Annotated in this window: 13 protein-coding genes; 11 read left to right on the top strand and 2 right to left on the bottom strand. The window is 67.4% G+C overall.

The window, feature by feature from the left end; all coding sequences use genetic code 11:
- Positions 1–7 precede the first annotated feature (7 nt).
- Positions 8–1,741: an L-arabinonate dehydratase gene (gene araD / locus AC1D1T_RS06720; RefSeq protein WP_477824530.1), complete on the bottom strand. Its 1,734-nt coding sequence runs from the start codon at positions 1,739–1,741 to the stop codon at positions 8–10.
- A gap of 164 nt (positions 1,742–1,905) precedes the next feature.
- Between araD and AC1D1T_RS06715 the strand changes: the two genes are divergently transcribed.
- On the top strand, positions 1,906–2,688 hold the full coding sequence (locus AC1D1T_RS06715; RefSeq protein ID WP_477991671.1) for an SDR family NAD(P)-dependent oxidoreductase: 783 nt from the start codon (positions 1,906–1,908) through the stop codon (positions 2,686–2,688).
- Here AC1D1T_RS06715 and AC1D1T_RS06710 read toward each other — a convergent pair whose 3' ends face one another.
- A complete protein-coding gene (locus tag AC1D1T_RS06710; protein ID WP_477991670.1) occupies positions 2,689–3,657 on the bottom strand; it encodes a LysR family transcriptional regulator in 969 nt (322 codons plus the stop codon).
- Positions 3,658–3,816: 159 nt separating this feature from the next.
- Between AC1D1T_RS06710 and araD1 the strand changes: the two genes are divergently transcribed.
- The 10 genes from araD1 to AC1D1T_RS06660 form a co-directional block, all read left to right on the top strand.
- Positions 3,817–4,818 carry an AraD1 family protein gene (gene araD1 / locus AC1D1T_RS06705; RefSeq protein ID WP_477824527.1) on the top strand — a complete coding sequence of 334 codons (1,002 nt, stop codon included), beginning with the start codon at positions 3,817–3,819 and terminating at the stop codon, positions 4,816–4,818.
- A 29-nt stretch (positions 4,819–4,847) separates the two neighbouring features.
- Complete coding sequence (locus AC1D1T_RS06700; protein ID WP_047504046.1) at positions 4,848–6,284, top strand: aldehyde dehydrogenase family protein; 1,437 nt, start codon at positions 4,848–4,850, stop codon at positions 6,282–6,284.
- A gap of 139 nt (positions 6,285–6,423) precedes the next feature.
- Positions 6,424–7,356: an ABC transporter substrate-binding protein gene (locus AC1D1T_RS06695; RefSeq protein ID WP_047503522.1), complete on the top strand. Its 933-nt coding sequence runs from the start codon at positions 6,424–6,426 to the stop codon at positions 7,354–7,356.
- A gap of 165 nt (positions 7,357–7,521) precedes the next feature.
- Positions 7,522–8,544, top strand: coding sequence for a multiple monosaccharide ABC transporter substrate-binding protein (gene chvE, locus AC1D1T_RS06690; protein WP_465110789.1), 1,023 nt, complete (start codon positions 7,522–7,524; stop codon positions 8,542–8,544).
- 79 nt (positions 8,545–8,623) lie between these two features.
- Positions 8,624–10,225, top strand: coding sequence for a multiple monosaccharide ABC transporter ATP-binding protein (gene mmsA / locus AC1D1T_RS06685; RefSeq protein WP_477824526.1), 1,602 nt, complete (start codon positions 8,624–8,626; stop codon positions 10,223–10,225).
- Positions 10,215–11,411 (top strand): multiple monosaccharide ABC transporter permease, encoded by a 1,197-nt coding sequence (gene mmsB, locus AC1D1T_RS06680; protein WP_047503517.1) that lies wholly within the window; start codon positions 10,215–10,217, stop codon positions 11,409–11,411. Before mmsA ends, mmsB begins: the two co-directional genes overlap by 11 nt.
- A 1-nt stretch (position 11,412) precedes the next feature.
- Entirely contained in the window at positions 11,413–12,924 is a 1,512-nt protein-coding gene (locus AC1D1T_RS06675) for a sugar ABC transporter ATP-binding protein (RefSeq protein WP_477824525.1), read from the top strand.
- Positions 12,921–13,973 (top strand): ABC transporter permease, encoded by a 1,053-nt coding sequence (locus AC1D1T_RS06670; protein ID WP_477824524.1) that lies wholly within the window; start codon positions 12,921–12,923, stop codon positions 13,971–13,973. The genes AC1D1T_RS06675 and AC1D1T_RS06670 overlap by 4 nt, the downstream gene beginning before the upstream one ends.
- Before the next feature lie 17 nt (positions 13,974–13,990).
- Positions 13,991–14,989: a galactofuranose ABC transporter, permease protein YjfF gene (gene yjfF / locus AC1D1T_RS06665; RefSeq protein ID WP_477824554.1), complete on the top strand. Its 999-nt coding sequence runs from the start codon at positions 13,991–13,993 to the stop codon at positions 14,987–14,989.
- Between the two features lie 75 nt (positions 14,990–15,064).
- Positions 15,065–15,317, top strand: a 253-nt coding sequence (locus AC1D1T_RS06660) for a carbohydrate porin (protein ID WP_477991669.1), incomplete at its 3' end; no start/stop codon positions are given.

Below are 15,317 nucleotides of genomic sequence, written 5' to 3'. Positions count from 1 at the left end.
GCAGGGATCAGTGGGAGTCGCGCGGCACCTCGGCGCCGCTGCCGCCGACCAGGAAGTCGAGGTCGGCACCCAGGTGGGCCTGCTGCACATGGTCGACGTACAGCTTGTACCAACCGCGCTTCGGCGCCTCGGGCGGCTGCCATTGTGCGCGCCGCGCGGCCAGCTCTTCGTCCGACACCTCCAGGTGCAGCCGGCGCGCATGCACGTCGAGCTCGATCATGTCGCCGTCACGCACCAGCGCCAGCGGACCGCCGGCGGCCGCTTCCGGCGAGGTGTGCAGCACGACGGTGCCGTAGGCGGTGCCGCTCATGCGTGCATCCGAGATGCGCACCATGTCGGTGATGCCCTTCTGCAGCACCTTCGGCGGCAGTGGCATGTTGCCGACCTCGGCCATGCCGGGGTAGCCCTTCGGGCCGCAGTTCTTCAGCACCATCACGCAGTTCTCGTCGATGTCCAGGTCCGGATCGTCGATGCGGGCGTGGAAATCCTCGATGGTCTCGAACACCACCGCGCGGCCGCGGTGCTTCAGCAGGTGCGCCGACGCCGCCGACGGCTTGATCACCGCACCGTTCGGCGCCAGATTCCCCCTTACCACCGCGATGCCGGCCGAGGCCATGAACGGCTCCTCGGGCGTCTTGATGACCTCGCGGTTGTAGCAGGGGATGTTCGCGATGTTCTCGCCCAGCGTCTTGCCGTTGGCGGTCAGCGCGCCGGTGTGCAGCTTGTCGGTTATCTGCGTCAGCACCGCCGGCAGGCCGCCGGCGTAGTAGAAGTCCTCCATCAGGAACTTGCCCGAGGGCTGCAGGTTCACCAGGCAGGGCACGTCGGCACCGAGCTTGTCCCAGTCATCGAGGTCGAGCTTGACGCCCATGCGCCCGGCCACCGCGATCAGGTGGATCACCGCATTGGTCGAGCCGCCGATCGCGGCATTGGTGCGGATCGCGTTCTCGAAGGCCTCGCGCGTCAGGATCTTCGACATGCGCAGGTCTTCCTTGACCATCTCGACGATGCGCCGGCCGGTCAGCTGCGCGAGCCGGTTGCGCCGCGTGTCGGCTGCCGGGATCGCGGCGTTCTCGGGCAGCGACATGCCCAGCGCCTCGACCATGCTGGCCATGGTGGAGGCGGTGCCCATCGTCATGCAGCTGCCCTTGGAGCGGTGCATGCACGATTCGGCGGCGGTGAACTCGTCCATCGTCATCTCGCCGGCACGCACCATCTCGCTCATCTGCCACACGCCGGTGCCCGAGCCGATGTCCTTGCCGCGGAACTTGCCGTTCAGCATCGGCCCGCCCGACAGGCCGATGGTCGGCAGGTCGCAGCTGGCCGCGCCCATCAGCAGCGACGGCGTGGTCTTGTCGCAGCCCATCAGCAGCACGACGCCGTCGATCGGGTTGCCGCGGATCGATTCCTCGACGTCCATGCTCGCCAGGTTGCGGAACAGCATCGCGGTCGGCCGCAGCTGCGTCTCGCCGAGCGACATCACCGGGAACTCGAGCGGGAAGCCGCCGGCCTCGTAGACGCCGCGCTTGACGAACTCGGCGAGCTCGCGGAAGTGCCCGTTGCAGGGCGTCAGCTCGCTCCAGGTGTTGCAGATGCCGATGATCGGGCGGCCGTCCAGCAGGTCGTGCGGATAGCCCTGGTTCTTCAACCAGCTGCGGTGCACGAAGCCGTCACGGTCCTGCTTGCCGAACCAGGCGTGGCTGCGCCGCTTCGGCGGAGCGGGCGGTTTCTTCGAATCCATGGGGTCTGTTGTCTCCGGGGGGTGGGCGGCCGATCGGTGGTCGGACAGGTTGTCGTACGACGGCCCTTGACGCGGCGGATCGTATCAAGGCACATTGATAATAGAAAAATAAATAAATTCGCTCTTCACATATCCAAATTGCAATAGATCAAGGACAAACCCCCATGGCAATTGCCACGACAGCCACTCTGGCGATCTTTCCAAGCCTGCGCGGACGCCGCGTTTTCATCACCGGCGGCGGCACCGGCATCGGTGCGGCGCTGGTCAGCGCGTTCGCGGAGCAGGGCGCCCAGGTGGCGTTCGTCGACGTCGCCGAGGCCGCCAGCCGCGAGCTGGTGCAGCAGGTGGAGGCGGCCGGGCATCCGGCGCCGTGGTTCCGGCCCTGCGACGTGCGCGACGTGGCGGCGCTGCAGAAGGTGATCGCCGACGCCGAGGCGGCGTTCGGCGACTTCGCGGTGCTGGTCAACAACGTCGCGAGCGACGACCGCCACACGCTGGAGTCGGTGACGCCGGAGTACTACGACCAGCGCATGTCGATCAACGAGCGGCCGGCGTTCTTCGCGATCCAGGCGCTGGTGCCGGGGATGAAGCGGCTGGGCTTCGGCTCGGTCATCAACTTCGGCTCGACCGGCTGGCAGGGCAAGGACGGGGCGTACCCCTGCTACGCGATCGCGAAGTCGTCGGTGAATGGGCTGACGCGCGGGCTGGCCAAGCCGCTCGGCGAGCACCGGATCCGCATCAACACGGTGTCGCCGGGCTGGGTGATGACCGAGCGGCAGGTCAAGCTGTGGTTCACCGCGGACAGCGAAGAGGTGCTGAAGCGCAACCAGTGCCTGCCGGACAAGCTGCAGCCGGGGGACGTGGCGCGCATGGTGCTGTTCCTGGCGGCCGATGACGGTGCGATGTGCACCGCGCAGGAGTTCAAGGTCGACGCGGGCTGGTCCTGATCAGGACTCGGCACTCATGTCGAACCTGGCGCCGTAGACCGTCACCGCCGCCGTCTTCAGCGCCTTCAGCATCACCTTCGCCGCCGGTGACAGCAGCCGGTCGGTGCGGGTGATGATGCCGAACGCATCCATCTGGCAGGGCAGCGCGATCGGCAGCATCGACACGATGCCGTGCGCCGCGTAGTAGCGCGCCACGTCGGTCGCCACCACCGCGATCATGTCGCTCTGTTGCAGCATCTTCGTCATGAACAGCAGGGCCGAGGTCTCGATCACGTTGATCGGCGCCTCCAGCCCGTCTTCCTGGAACATCAGCTCGAAGCGGTGCCGCAGCACGCTGCCGCTCGGCGAGACGATCCAGCCGGCGTTCACCACGTCGCGCAGCCCCAGGTGGGCCACCGACAGCAGCGGATGCCCCGGCCGCGTGATCGCGCACACCGGCTCCTCGGTCAGCGTCTCGTAGCGCAGGTCGGTCTTGTCGTGCTGCGCAAAGAGCCGCGCCACCAGCATGTCGAGCTTGCCCTGCGCGAGCCGCTCGAGCAGCACGTCGCTGGTCTCGATCTGCACGCCGATGCGCAGGCTCGGGTGCGACTGCTTCACCAGCGCCACCGCCGGCGGCAGCAGCACCAGCCCGGGCGCGGTGATCGCGCCGACGCTGACCTGCCCGAAGCGCCCGGCCTTGATCGCCTCCAGCTCGTCGTGCGCCTGGTTCAGGCTGCTGAGTGCGACGCGTGCGTGGCGGATCATCGTCTCGCCGTACCAGGTGGGCCGCATGCCGCGTGGCAGCCGCTCGAACAGCGGCACCTCCAGCACGTCTTCCAGGTCCTTCAGCAGCTTCGACGCCGCCGGCTGCGTCATGTTGAGCACCTGCGCCGCGCGGTGGATGTTGCCTTCTTCGTCGAGTGCCACCAGCAGCAGCAGTTGCCGTGTCTTCAGGCGGGCGCGGATGAACCAGTGCGTGTAGTTCGTCATGCGGGGCGCGTTGTCTCGGGACGCGACCAGGGGTTTTTATGGATGCCGGATCGTATATGTGTTTGCGGCAAATATCTATTAGAAAGTTATAGCTCCGCTCATTAGGATGCGGCACCTTCACCCGAGCCCCCGCTCGCCCGACCGAGACGCGACTGCCCCATGAGACTGATCCAGTTCCTCGCCGAGAACGGCACGCAGCATGTGGGCGGCGTCGCCGACGACGGCCGTTCGGTGCGCGCCGTGGGCGGTTTCGTCAGCACCTACGAACTGGCGCAGGCCGCGATCGCCCGCCGGGTGCCGGTCGACGTGCTGGCGCAACCGGCCCTCACCGGCGACGCGCTGCCGTACGAGGCCCTGCTGCGCGAGCAGCGCGTGCTGACGCCGCTCGCGCACCCCGATGTCGCGCACTGCTTCGTCACCGGAACCGGCCTCACGCACACCGGCAGCGCCTCGGCACGCGATGCGATGCACCAGAAGCTGTCGACCGGCGAGGAATCGCTGTCCGACTCGATGCGCATGTTCAAGTGGGGCATGGACGGCGGCCGCCCGGCCGACGGCCAGCCCGGCGTGCAGCCCGAGTGGTTCTACAAGGGCAACGGCAGCATCGTCGCCGCGCCCGGCGCGCCGCTGGCGATGCCCGATTTCGCGCTCGACGGCGGCGAGGAGCCCGAGCTGGTCGGCCTGTACGTGATCGGCCCGGACGGCCAGCCGTACCGCCTCGGTTACGCGATCGGCAACGAGTTCTCCGACCACGTGACCGAGCGCCAGAACTATCTGTACCTCGCCCACTCGAAGCTGCGCGTCTGCGCGGTCGGCCCCGAGTTGCGCAGCGGCGCGCTGCCGGCGCATCTCGAAGGCACGAGCCGCATCCGCCGCGGCAACGAGATCCGCTGGGAGAAGCCCTTCCTGACCGGCGAGGCCAACATGTGCCATTCGCTGGCCAACCTCGAATACCACCACTTCAAGTACGCGGCGCACCGCCAGCCGGGCGACGTGCACCTGCACTTCTTCGGCACCGCGACGCTGAGCTTCTCCGACAACATCCGCGTCGAGCCGGGCGACCGCTTCGAGATCGACCTGCCGGCGCTCGGTGCGCCGCTGGTCAACCCGCTGTCACTCGTCGACCGCGGCTTCGCGATCGGCGGCGTGCGCGCCCTGTGAACGAACGCCCGACCGAAAGCCCGACCGCCATGGCGCAAAGCTGCAAGAACTACATCAACGGGCGCTGGGAGACCGGCGTCACGACCGGCATCAGCAGCAACCCGTCCGACCTGGACGAGGTGGTGGCCGAGTACGCCCGCGCCGACGGCAACCAGGCCGAGATCGCGATCCGCGCCGCGGCCGACGCCGCGCCGGCCTGGGGCCTGAGCACGCCGCAGCGGCGCGCCGATGCGCTCGACCAGATCGGCAGCGAGATCCTCGCCCGCAAGGATGAGCTCGGCCAGCTGCTCGCCCGCGAGGAAGGCAAGACGCTGCCCGAGGCGATCGGCGAGGCGGCGCGCGCCGGCAACATCTTCAAGTTCTTCGCCGGCGAGGCGCTGCGCGCGGCCGGCGAGCACCTGCCGTCGGTGCGCCCGGGGGTCGAGGTCGACATCACGCGCGAGCCGGTCGGCGTGGTCGGCATCATCGCGCCGTGGAACTTCCCGCTCGCGATCCCCGCTTGGAAGATCGCGCCGGCGCTGGCCTACGGCAACAGCGTCGTCTTCAAGCCGGCCGAGCTGGTGCCGGCCTGTGCGGCGGCGCTGGCCGAGATCATCAGCCGCGCCGGCCTGCCGGCGGGCGTGTTCAACCTGGTGATGGGCAGCGGCCGCCAGGTCGGCCAGGCGATGGTCGACAGCCCGCTGGTCGATGCGATCAGCTTCACCGGCTCGGTGGGCACCGGCGAGCAGATCCTGAAAGCCACCGCTGCCCGGCGCGCCAAGGTGCAGCTCGAGATGGGCGGCAAGAACCCGCTGGTGGTGCTGGCCGATGCCGACCTCGACCAGGCCGTCGAATGCGCGGTGCAGGGCTCGTTCTTCTCGACCGGCCAGCGCTGCACGGCGTCGAGCCGGATCATCGTCGACGCGACGGTGCACGACCGCTTCGTCACGAAGCTGCGCCAGCGCACGCTCGCGCTGAAGGTCGGCCACGCGATGGAGCGCGGCATCGACATCGGCCCGGTGGTCGACCGCGCCCAGCTCGACACCAACCTCTCTTACCTCGAGATCGCCCGCAGCGAAGGCGCCGAGCATGTCGCCGGCGGCGAGCTGCTGGAGCGCGCGACGCGCGGGCACTTCATGGCACCGGCGCTGTTCCTCGCGCAGCCGCAGCACCGCATCGCCCGCGAGGAGGTCTTCGGGCCGGTCGCCTGCGTGCTGAAGGCCGATGGCTTCGACCACGCCGTCGCGCTCGCCAACGACACGCCGTTCGGCCTGTGCGCCGGCGTCGTCACGCAATCGCTGAAGCTGTCGACGCAATTCAAGCGGCAGGCCAAGGTCGGCATGGTGATGGTCAACCTGCCGACCGCCGGCGTCGACTACCACGTGCCGTTCGGCGGCCGCAAGGGATCGAGCCACGGCCCGCGCGAGCAGGGCCGCTACGCCGCAGAGTTCTACACCACGGTCAAGACGGCCTACACGCTGGCTTGAACCAAGGAAAGAGGAGTTCCACCCGCCTGAGCCTCACCGCCCTTGCGCTTTGATGCGGCAGCAAAAGCCGCGCGTGTTTCATGCCACCCACCAAGAGGAGACAACCGTGAAATTCCAAAGACGTTCCCTGTTCGCAGCGATGGCTGCGGCATCCCTGGCCGCGGCCCTGCCGTTCAAGGCCTTCGCGCAGAAGAAGATCGTGCTCGGCTTCAGCCAGATCGGCGCCGAGAGCGAATGGCGCACCGCCAACAGCGAGTCGATCAAGTCGTCGGCCAAGGAAGCCGGCATCGACCTGAAGTTCTCCGACGCGCAGCAGAAGCAGGAGAACCAGATCAAGGCCATCCGCAGCTTCATCGCGCAGAAGGTCGACGTGATCGCGTTCTCGCCGGTCGTCGAATCGGGCTGGGGCACGGTGCTGCGCGAGGCCAAGGCCGCCAAGATCCCGGTGATCCTGTCGGACCGCGCGGTCGACGAGAAGGACAGCAGCCTGTGGGTCGCCTTCATGGGCTCCGACTTCGTCGAGGAAGGCCGCCGCGCCGGCCGCTGGCTGGTCGAGAAGATGAAGGACCAGAAGGGCGAGGTGAACATCGTCGAGCTGCAGGGCACCGTCGGCTCGGCGCCGGCGATCGACCGCAAGAAGGGCTTCGAGGAAATCATCAAGGCCGATCCGAAGTTCAAGATCATCCGCTCGCAGACCGGCGACTTCACCCGTGCCAAGGGCAAGGAAGTGATGGAAGCCTTCCTGAAGGCCGAGGGCAAGAAGATCAACGTGCTCTACGCGCACAACGACGACATGGCCATCGGCGCGATCCAGGCGATCGAGGAAGCGGGTCTCAAGCCCGCGAAGGACATCGTGATCATCTCGATCGACGCCGTGAAGGGCGCCTTCGAGGCCATGATCGCCGGCAAGCTGAACGTGTCGGTCGAATGCAGCCCGCTGCTCGGCCCGCAACTGATGCAGGCTGTCAAGGACCTGGTGGCCGGCAAGACCATCCCGAAGCGCATCGTGACGCAGGAAGGCGTCTTCCCGATGGAAGTCGCAGCCAAGGAATTCCCCAATCGCAAGTATTGAGCGATGGGGTAAGACTGGGCTTCGCAGTGAACCGCGAAGCCTGCCGGAGCAGGCCGCGCTCCGGCCGCCGCCCAGTGGAGCGGCGATGACGAACCCCCCATGAATGGAGACAGAGAAGTGAAAAACATCCGTACGATCCTGGCCTCGCTGGCCACTTTTGCCGTCGTGGCCATCGCGCCGCTGGCAGCCCACGCGCAGGACAAGGGCCCGATCGCGATCTCGATGCCGACGAAATCGTCCGCACGCTGGATTGCCGACGGCTCCAACATGGTCAAGTACCTGCAGGAGAAGGGTTACAAGACCGACCTGCAGTACGCCGAGGACGACATCCCGAACCAGCTGGCGCAGATCGAGAACATGATCACCAAGGGCGCCAAGGTGCTGGTGATCGCCGCGATCGACGGCACCACCCTGACCGACGTGCTGCAGAAGGCCGCCGACAAGGGCGTCAAGGTCATCGCCTACGACCGCCTGATCAAGGGTTCGAAGAACGTCGACTACTACGCCACCTTCGACAACTTCCAGGTCGGCGTGCTGCAAGCCAGCTACATCGAGCAGAAGCTCGGCCTGAAGAGCGGCAAGGGCCCGTTCAACATCGAGCTGTTCGGCGGCTCGGCCGACGACAACAACGCGTTCTTCTTCTACAACGGCGCGATGTCGGTGCTCGATCCGTACATCAAGAGCGGCAAGCTCGTCGTTCGCAGCAAGCAGGTCGGCATGGACAAGGTCGCCACGCTGCGCTGGGACGGCGCCGTCGCCCAGGCCCGCATGGACAACCTGCTGAGCGCCTACTACTCCGGCGCCCACGTCGACGCCGTGCTGTCGCCGTACGACGGCCTGTCGATCGGCATCATCTCGTCGCTGAAGGGCGTCGGCTACGGCACCCCGAAGTCGCCGATGCCGGTGATCACCGGCCAGGACGCCGAAGTGCCGTCGGTCAAGTCGATCCAGAAGGGCGAGCAGACCTCGACGATCTTCAAGGACACGCGTGAGCTGGCCAAGGTCACGGTCGGCATGGTCGACGCGGTGCTCGGCGGCAAGAAGCCCGAGATCAACGACACCAAGACCTACAACAACGGCGTGAAGGTGGTGCCGTCGTACCTGCTGAAGCCGGTCAGCGTCGACGCGAGCAACTGGAAGCAGGTGCTGGTCACCAGCGGCTACTACACCGAAGCGCAGCTCAAGTAATTTCAAGCGCAAGCGGCATTGGTTCTGCGCACGACGCGCAGAACCTTTTTTGCAGTCGGAGAGAGCAAGAGGACTACGGATGGATGCCATCCTGGAGATGCGCGGCATCACCAAGAAATTCCACGGCGTGACCGCCCTGAACGACGTCAACCTCGTCGTGCGCCGGGGCGAGATCCATGCCGTGGTCGGCGAGAACGGCGCCGGCAAGTCGACGCTGATGAAGGTGCTGAGCGGGGTCTACCCGCACGACTCCTACACCGGCGAGATCCACTACCGAGGCGAGCTGCGCAAGTTCGCCGGCATCTCCGACAGCGAGAAGCTCGGGATCATCATCATCCACCAGGAGCTTGCGCTGGTGCCGCTGCTGTCGATCGCCGAGAACATCTTCCTCGGTAACGAATGCGCGAAGCTGGGCGTGATCGACTGGTTCGAATCGCACCGGCGCACGAAGGAGCTGCTGGAGAAGGTCGGGCTGAAGGAATCGCCGTCGACGCTGGTCACCAACCTGGGCGTGGGCAAGCAGCAATTGATCGAGATCGCGAAGGCCTTGTCGAAGGAGGTCAAGCTGTTGATCCTCGACGAGCCGACCGCGAGCCTGAACGAGAGCGACAGCAATGCGTTGCTCGAGCTGCTGCTCGAGCTGAAGGCGCACGGCATCTCGGCGATCCTGATCTCGCACAAGCTGAACGAGGTCTCGAAGGTGGCCGATTCGATCACCGTGCTGCGCGACGGCGGCACCGTCGAGACGATGGACTGCCGGGCCGGCGCGATCAGCGAGGACCGGATCATCCGCAACATGGTCGGCCGCGAGATGGCCGACCGCTACCCGAAGCGCACGCCGCAGATCGGCGAGACCGTCTTCGAGGTGCGCGACTGGAAGGTGCACCATCAGGTGCACGCCGACCGGCTGGTCGTGAAGGGCGTGAACCTGAACGTCAGGCGCGGCGAGATCGTCGGCATCGCCGGCCTGATGGGCGCCGGGCGCACCGAGCTCGCGATGAGCGTGTTCGGCCGCTCGTACGGCCAGCGCATCAGCGGCGAGGTGCGCATGCACGGCGAGGTGATCGACACCTCGACGGTGCAGAAGGCGATTCGCCACGGCATCGCCTACGTCACCGAGGACCGCAAGGGTCTGGGCCTGGTGCTGGCCGACGACATCAAGAAGAACACCACGCTCGCGAACCTGCCGGCGGTGTCGCGCCACGGCGTGATCGACGACGGGCGCGAATTCACCGTGGCGAGCGATTTCCGCCGCCGGCTGAACACGCGCTCGTCGAGCGTGTACCAGCCGGTGGTGAACCTGTCGGGCGGCAACCAGCAGAAGGTGGTGCTGAGCAAGTGGCTGTTCTCGCAGCCCGAGCTGCTGATCCTCGACGAGCCGACGCGCGGCATCGACGTCGGCGCCAAGTACGAGATCTACACCATCATCGACGCGCTGGCCGCCGAGGGCAAATGCATCCTGATGATCTCGTCGGAGATGCCCGAGCTGCTGGGCATGTGCGACCGCATCTACGTGATGAACGAAGGCCGCTTCGTCGGCGAGTTCCCGGCCGCCGAGGCGTCGCAGGAGCGCATCATGCGCGCCATCATGAGGGCCGGATCGCACGACGGCATGGATGCGCCGCCGAAGCTGGACACTGAACACGGCCTGCTGGCCGGAGAAACGAATCATGGCAACTGACATCGCCGCGGCGGCCGCCGTGCCGCCCAAGGAGTACCGCGGCTTCCTGAAGAACAACATGCGCGAGTACGGCATGCTGCTGTCGCTCGTCGCGATCATGGGGCTGTTCCAGTACCTGACCGACGGCACGCTGCTGAAGCCGCTGAACCTGACGAACCTGGTGCTGCAGAACAGCTACATCGTCATCATGGCGCTGGGCATGCTGCTGGTCATCGTGGCCGGGCACATCGACCTGTCGGTCGGCTCGGTGGCCGGCTTCATCGGCGCGCTGGCCGCGGTGATGATGGTGAACTACGAGATCCACTGGATCTGGACCATCCTCGGCTGCATGGTGGTGGGCGGCGTGATCGGCGCCGCGCAGGGCTGGTTCGTCGCGTACTTCCGCATCCCGTCGTTCATCGTCACGCTGGCCGGCATGCTGGTGTTCAAGGGCCTGGCGCTTGCGCTGCTGCAGGGCCAGTCGGTCGGGCCGTTCCCGGTCGAGTTCCAGCGCCTGAGCTCGGGCTTCATCCCCGACCTGTTCGCCGGCGCCGAGCTGCGGCTGACCTCGCTGCTGCTGGGCGTGATCACGGTGCTGGTGATGGTGGTGCTGAAGGTGCGCGGGCGCATCGCGCAGACCCGCCACGGCATGGAAGAAGAGCCGTACCCGTTCTTCCTCGGCAAGACGGCGGCGTTCGCCGCGGTGATCCTATTCTTCAGCTACCTGCTGGCCTCGTACCGCGGCTTGCCGAACGTGCTGATCATCATGGTGCTGCTGATGGTGGGCTACGACTTCGTCACGCGGCGCAGCACGATCGGCCGGCGCATCTACGCGCTGGGCGGCAACGAGAAGGCGGCCAAGCTGTCGGGCATCAAGACCGAGCGGCTGTCGTTCTACACCTTCATCAACATGGGCGTGCTGGCGGCGCTGGCCGGGCTGGTGTTCGCCGCGCGGCTGAACACCGCGACGCCGAAGGCCGGCGTCGGCTTCGAGCTCGACGTGATCGCGGCCTGCTTCATCGGCGGCGCCTCGGCCTCGGGCGGCGTCGGCAAGGTGATGGGCGCGGTGATCGGCGCGTTCGTGATGGGCGTGATGAACAACGGCATGTCGATCATGGGCATCGGCATCGACTACCAGCAGGTCATCAAGGGCCTGGTGCTGCTGGCCGCGGTGTTCCTCGACGTCTACAACAAGAACAAGGCCTGACATGAGCACCACGTCGCCGATGCTGGAGCTGCGTGGCGTCAGCAAGCAGTTCCTCGGCGTGCGTGCGCTCAGCAACGTAGGCCTGCGCCTGTTCCCGGGCGAGGTGCATGCGTTGATGGGGCAGAACGGCGCCGGCAAGTCGACGCTGATCAAGGTGCTGACGGGCGTGCACCCGCCCGATGCCGGCGAGTTCACGCTGGCCGGCGCGGCGATCCGCCCGACCACGCCGCAACAGGCGCAGCAGCTGGGCATCAGCACCGTCTACCAGGAAGTGAACCTCTGCACCAACCTGTCGGTGGCGGAGAACATCTTCGCCGGGCGCTATCCGCGCAAGGGCGCGGCCGGCGGCTGGCGCATCGACTGGGCGCGCATGAATGCCCAGGCGCGCGAGCTGCTGACGCGGCTGAACCTCGACATCGACGTGACGCGCGGCCTGGCCACATACTCGGTCGCGGTGCAGCAGATGGTCTCGATCGCGCGCGCGCTGAGCGTCGAAGCCAAGGTGCTGATCCTCGACGAGCCGACCTCCAGCCTCGACGAGGACGAGGTCAAGCGCCTGTTCGCGGTGCTGCGCCAGCTGCGCGGCGAGGGCCTCGCGATCCTGTTCGTCACGCACTTCCTCGAGCAGGTGTACGCGATCTCCGACCGCATCACGGTGCTGCGCAACGGCGAATTCGTCTGCGAGAAGCCGGCCGCCGAGCTGAACGCGCCGGCACTGATCACCGCGATGATCGGGCGCGAGCTGGCGAGCCAGTCCAGCGCCGCGCCGAGCGCCCGCCCGCACGACAGCCAGCCCTTCCTGCGCGCCCAGGGCCTCGGCCAGCAGGGGCAACTGCAGCCGGTCGACCTCGACCTGTACCCGGGCGAGGTGCTGGGCCTGGGCGGCCTGCTCGGTTCCGGCCGCACCGAACTCGCCCGGCTGCTGTTCGGCCTGGCCGCCAACGACCAGGGCACGCTGCAGGTCGACGGCCAGCCCGCCAGCCTGCACAGCCCGGCCGACGCGGTGCGCCACGGCATCGGCCTGTGCCCCGAAGACCGCAAGACCGACGGCATCGTGGCCGAGTTGTCGGTGCGCGAGAACATTGCGCTCGCGCTGCAGGCCCGCCACGGCCTCGCGAAGACGCTGTCGCGCGAGCAGCAGGCCGAGATGGCCGAGCGCTTCGTGAAGGCGCTGGGCATCAAGACCGCGAGCATCGAGACGCCGATCGGCCTGCTGTCCGGCGGCAACCAGCAGAAGGCGATGCTCGCGCGCTGGCTCGCGACCGAGCCGCGGCTGCTGATCCTCGACGAGCCGACGCGCGGCATCGACGTCGCGGCCAAGCAGGAGATCATGGACGAGATCCTGCGCCTCGCGCAGCAGGGCATGTCGGTCCTGTTCATCTCGTCGGAGATGAGCGAGGTCGTGCGCGTCTCGCACCGCATCGCGGTGCTGCGCGATCGCCGCAAGGTCGCCGAGCTGCCGGCAGGCAGCAGCGAGCAGGCGGTCTACCACGTGATTGCGGCACAGGCATGAGCGCACTCTTCAAACATCGCCTGGCGTGGCCGCTGGTCACGCTGCTGCTGTTGCTGCTGCTGAACGCCGTGTTCAACAGCAGCTTCCTGCACCTCGAATGGCGCGACGGCCACCTGTACGGCAGCCTGATCGACATCCTGAACCGCGCGGCACCGCTGATGCTGGTGTCGCTCGGCATGACGCTGGTGATCGCGACGCGCGGCATCGACATCTCGGTCGGCGCGGTGGTGGCCATCGCGGCGGCGATCGCGGCCTGGATGATCGGCGGCTCGCTGGTGATCGTCGACGGCGTGGCCACGCATGCGAGCCGCTTCCCGATGTGGGCCGCGCTGCTCGGCGCGCTCGGCGTCGCGCTGCTGTGCGGGCTGTGGAACGGCGTGCTGGTCGCGCGCGTGGGCATGCAGCCGATCATCGCGACGCTGATCCTGATGGTGGCCGGCCGCGGCATCGCGCAGCTGATCACCGGCGGGCAGATCATCACCATCTACTACGGGCCGTACTTCTTCCTCGGCAGCGGCTACCTGCTTGGGCTGCCGTTCTCGCTGTTCATCGCGGCGGCGGTGTTCGTGCTGCTGTGGTGGGTGACGACGCGCACCGCGCTCGGGCTGTTCATCCAGGCGGTCGGCGTGAACCCGTCGGCAGCGCGCGTGGCCGGCGTGCGGGCGCGCCGCATCACGGTGTGGGTGTACGCCTTCTGCGGGCTGTGCGCCGGCGCGGCCGGGCTGATCGTCAGCTCGAACGTGAAGAGCGCCGACGGCAACAACGCCGGGCAACTGATGGAGCTGGACGCGATCCTCGCGGTGACGCTGGGCGGCACGGCGCTGACCGGCGGCCGCTTCAGCCTGGCCGGCAGCGTGATCGGCGCGCTGATCATCCAGACGCTTACCTATGCGATCTACTCGCTGGGCGTGCCGCCCGAGGTCAACCTGGTCGTCAAGGCCGGCGTGGTGTTCGCGGTGATGCTGCTGCAATCGCCGGAATTCCGGCAGAGCCTGCGCTCGCTGGTGCAGCGGCCCGCGATGGCAGAACGGCCGGGAGCGAAGGCATGAATACGCACGCCCAATCGATGAGCGCCGCGCCAGCGGCTGCGTCCGCAAAGCGCCTGCGCCTCGACCCGAAGTTCATCCCGCTGGCGGCGACCGTCTCGCTGTTCCTCGTGATGGCGCTCCTCGGCTCGGTGCTCTACACCGGCTTCTTCTCGGCCCAGGTGTTCCTGAACCTGCTGATCGACAACGCCTTCCTGTGCATCGTCGCGGTCGGCATGACCTTCGTGATCCTGTCGGGCGGCATCGACCTGTCGGTGGGGTCGGTGATCGCGCTGACGACGATGGTGTCGGCCTCGCTGGTCGAGAAGCACGGCTGGAGCCCGGGCGCGGTGCTCCCGCTGGTGCTGCTGATGGGCACCGGCTTCGGCGCGCTGCAGGGCGTGCTGATCCAGCGCTTCCGGCTGCAGCCGTTCATCGTGACGCTGGCCGGCATGTTCCTCGCGCGCGGCCTGTGCTACCTGATCAGCATCGATTCGGTCAGCATCACGAACCCGTTCTACACCGAGGTCTCGCAGCTGCGCGTGCCGCTGTGGGAGGGCGCCGAGCTGTCGGTCAGCGCGATCATCGCGCTCGCCGTGGTGGTGCTGGCGGTGTTCGTCGCGCACTACACGCAGTTCGGCCGCACGGTGTATGCGATCGGCGGCAACGAGCATTCGGCGGTGCTGATGGGCCTGCCAGTGCGCAGCACGCTGATCGGCGTCTACACCGTCAGCGGCTTCTGCTCGGCGCTGGCCGGCGTGGTGTTCACCTTCTACATGCTGTCGGGTTACGGCCTGCACGCGGTCGGGCTGGAGCTGGACGCGATCGCCGCCGTGGTGATCGGCGGCACGCTGCTCACCGGCGGCGTCGGCTATGTGCTGGGCACGCTGTTCGGCGTGCTGATGCTCGGGATCATCCAGACGCTGATCATGTTCGACGGCAGCCTGAGTTCATGGTGGACCCGCATCGTGATCGGCGGGCTGCTGTTCATCTTCTGCCTGCTGCAACGCATCTTCGAAACCAGCCGCAAGCGCGGCTGACGCACCCGTTCCCCCTGCAGGGCTCCCCCAGGCCCTGTGTTCTACCTGTGCTTCCAAAAACCAAGGAGACGATCCGTGAAGACATTCCCCCACCGCCAGACCGTGCTCGCCCTGGCTGCCGCCGCAGCCAGCCTGCTGAGTGCCACCTCTGCACAAGCCGTCGATTGGGGCGGCTACTTCCGCACCGGCCCGGGCGCGGCGAAGAAGGACGATGCGCGTGCGTGCTACGGCCTGAGCGGCGCGGGCATGAAGTACCGGCTCGGCAACGAGTGCGACTTCTACGGTGAGTTCCTGCTGAGCCAGGGCTTCAAGTCGGACGGCGTGGAAT

The organism is Rhizobacter sp. P2_H3 (genome assembly GCF_056403355.1).
Note: the sequence above shows the minus strand (reverse complement) of the source record. Positions and strands in the feature narration are given on the sequence as shown.

What these genes read in the sequence shown, in the direction of transcription:
- AC1D1T_RS06710 (WP_477991670.1), bottom strand. Translation starts at nt 3,657, where the DNA reads ATGACGAACTACACGCACTGGTTCATCCGCGCCCGCCTGAAGACACGG.
- AC1D1T_RS06670 (WP_477824524.1), top strand. Translation starts at nt 12,921, where the DNA reads ATGAGCGCACTCTTCAAACATCGCCTGGCGTGGCCGCTGGTCACGCTG.
- araD1 (WP_477824527.1), top strand. Translation starts at nt 3,817, where the DNA reads ATGAGACTGATCCAGTTCCTCGCCGAGAACGGCACGCAGCATGTGGGC.
- yjfF (WP_477824554.1), top strand. Translation starts at nt 13,991, where the DNA reads ATGAGCGCCGCGCCAGCGGCTGCGTCCGCAAAGCGCCTGCGCCTCGAC.
- araD (WP_477824530.1), bottom strand. Translation starts at nt 1,741, where the DNA reads ATGGATTCGAAGAAACCGCCCGCTCCGCCGAAGCGGCGCAGCCACGCC.
- AC1D1T_RS06715 (WP_477991671.1), top strand. Translation starts at nt 1,906, where the DNA reads ATGGCAATTGCCACGACAGCCACTCTGGCGATCTTTCCAAGCCTGCGC.
- mmsB (WP_047503517.1), top strand. Translation starts at nt 10,215, where the DNA reads ATGGCAACTGACATCGCCGCGGCGGCCGCCGTGCCGCCCAAGGAGTAC.
- mmsA (WP_477824526.1), top strand. Translation starts at nt 8,624, where the DNA reads ATGGATGCCATCCTGGAGATGCGCGGCATCACCAAGAAATTCCACGGC.
- AC1D1T_RS06675 (WP_477824525.1), top strand. Translation starts at nt 11,413, where the DNA reads ATGAGCACCACGTCGCCGATGCTGGAGCTGCGTGGCGTCAGCAAGCAG.
- AC1D1T_RS06700 (WP_047504046.1), top strand. Translation starts at nt 4,848, where the DNA reads ATGGCGCAAAGCTGCAAGAACTACATCAACGGGCGCTGGGAGACCGGC.
- AC1D1T_RS06695 (WP_047503522.1), top strand. Translation starts at nt 6,424, where the DNA reads ATGGCTGCGGCATCCCTGGCCGCGGCCCTGCCGTTCAAGGCCTTCGCG.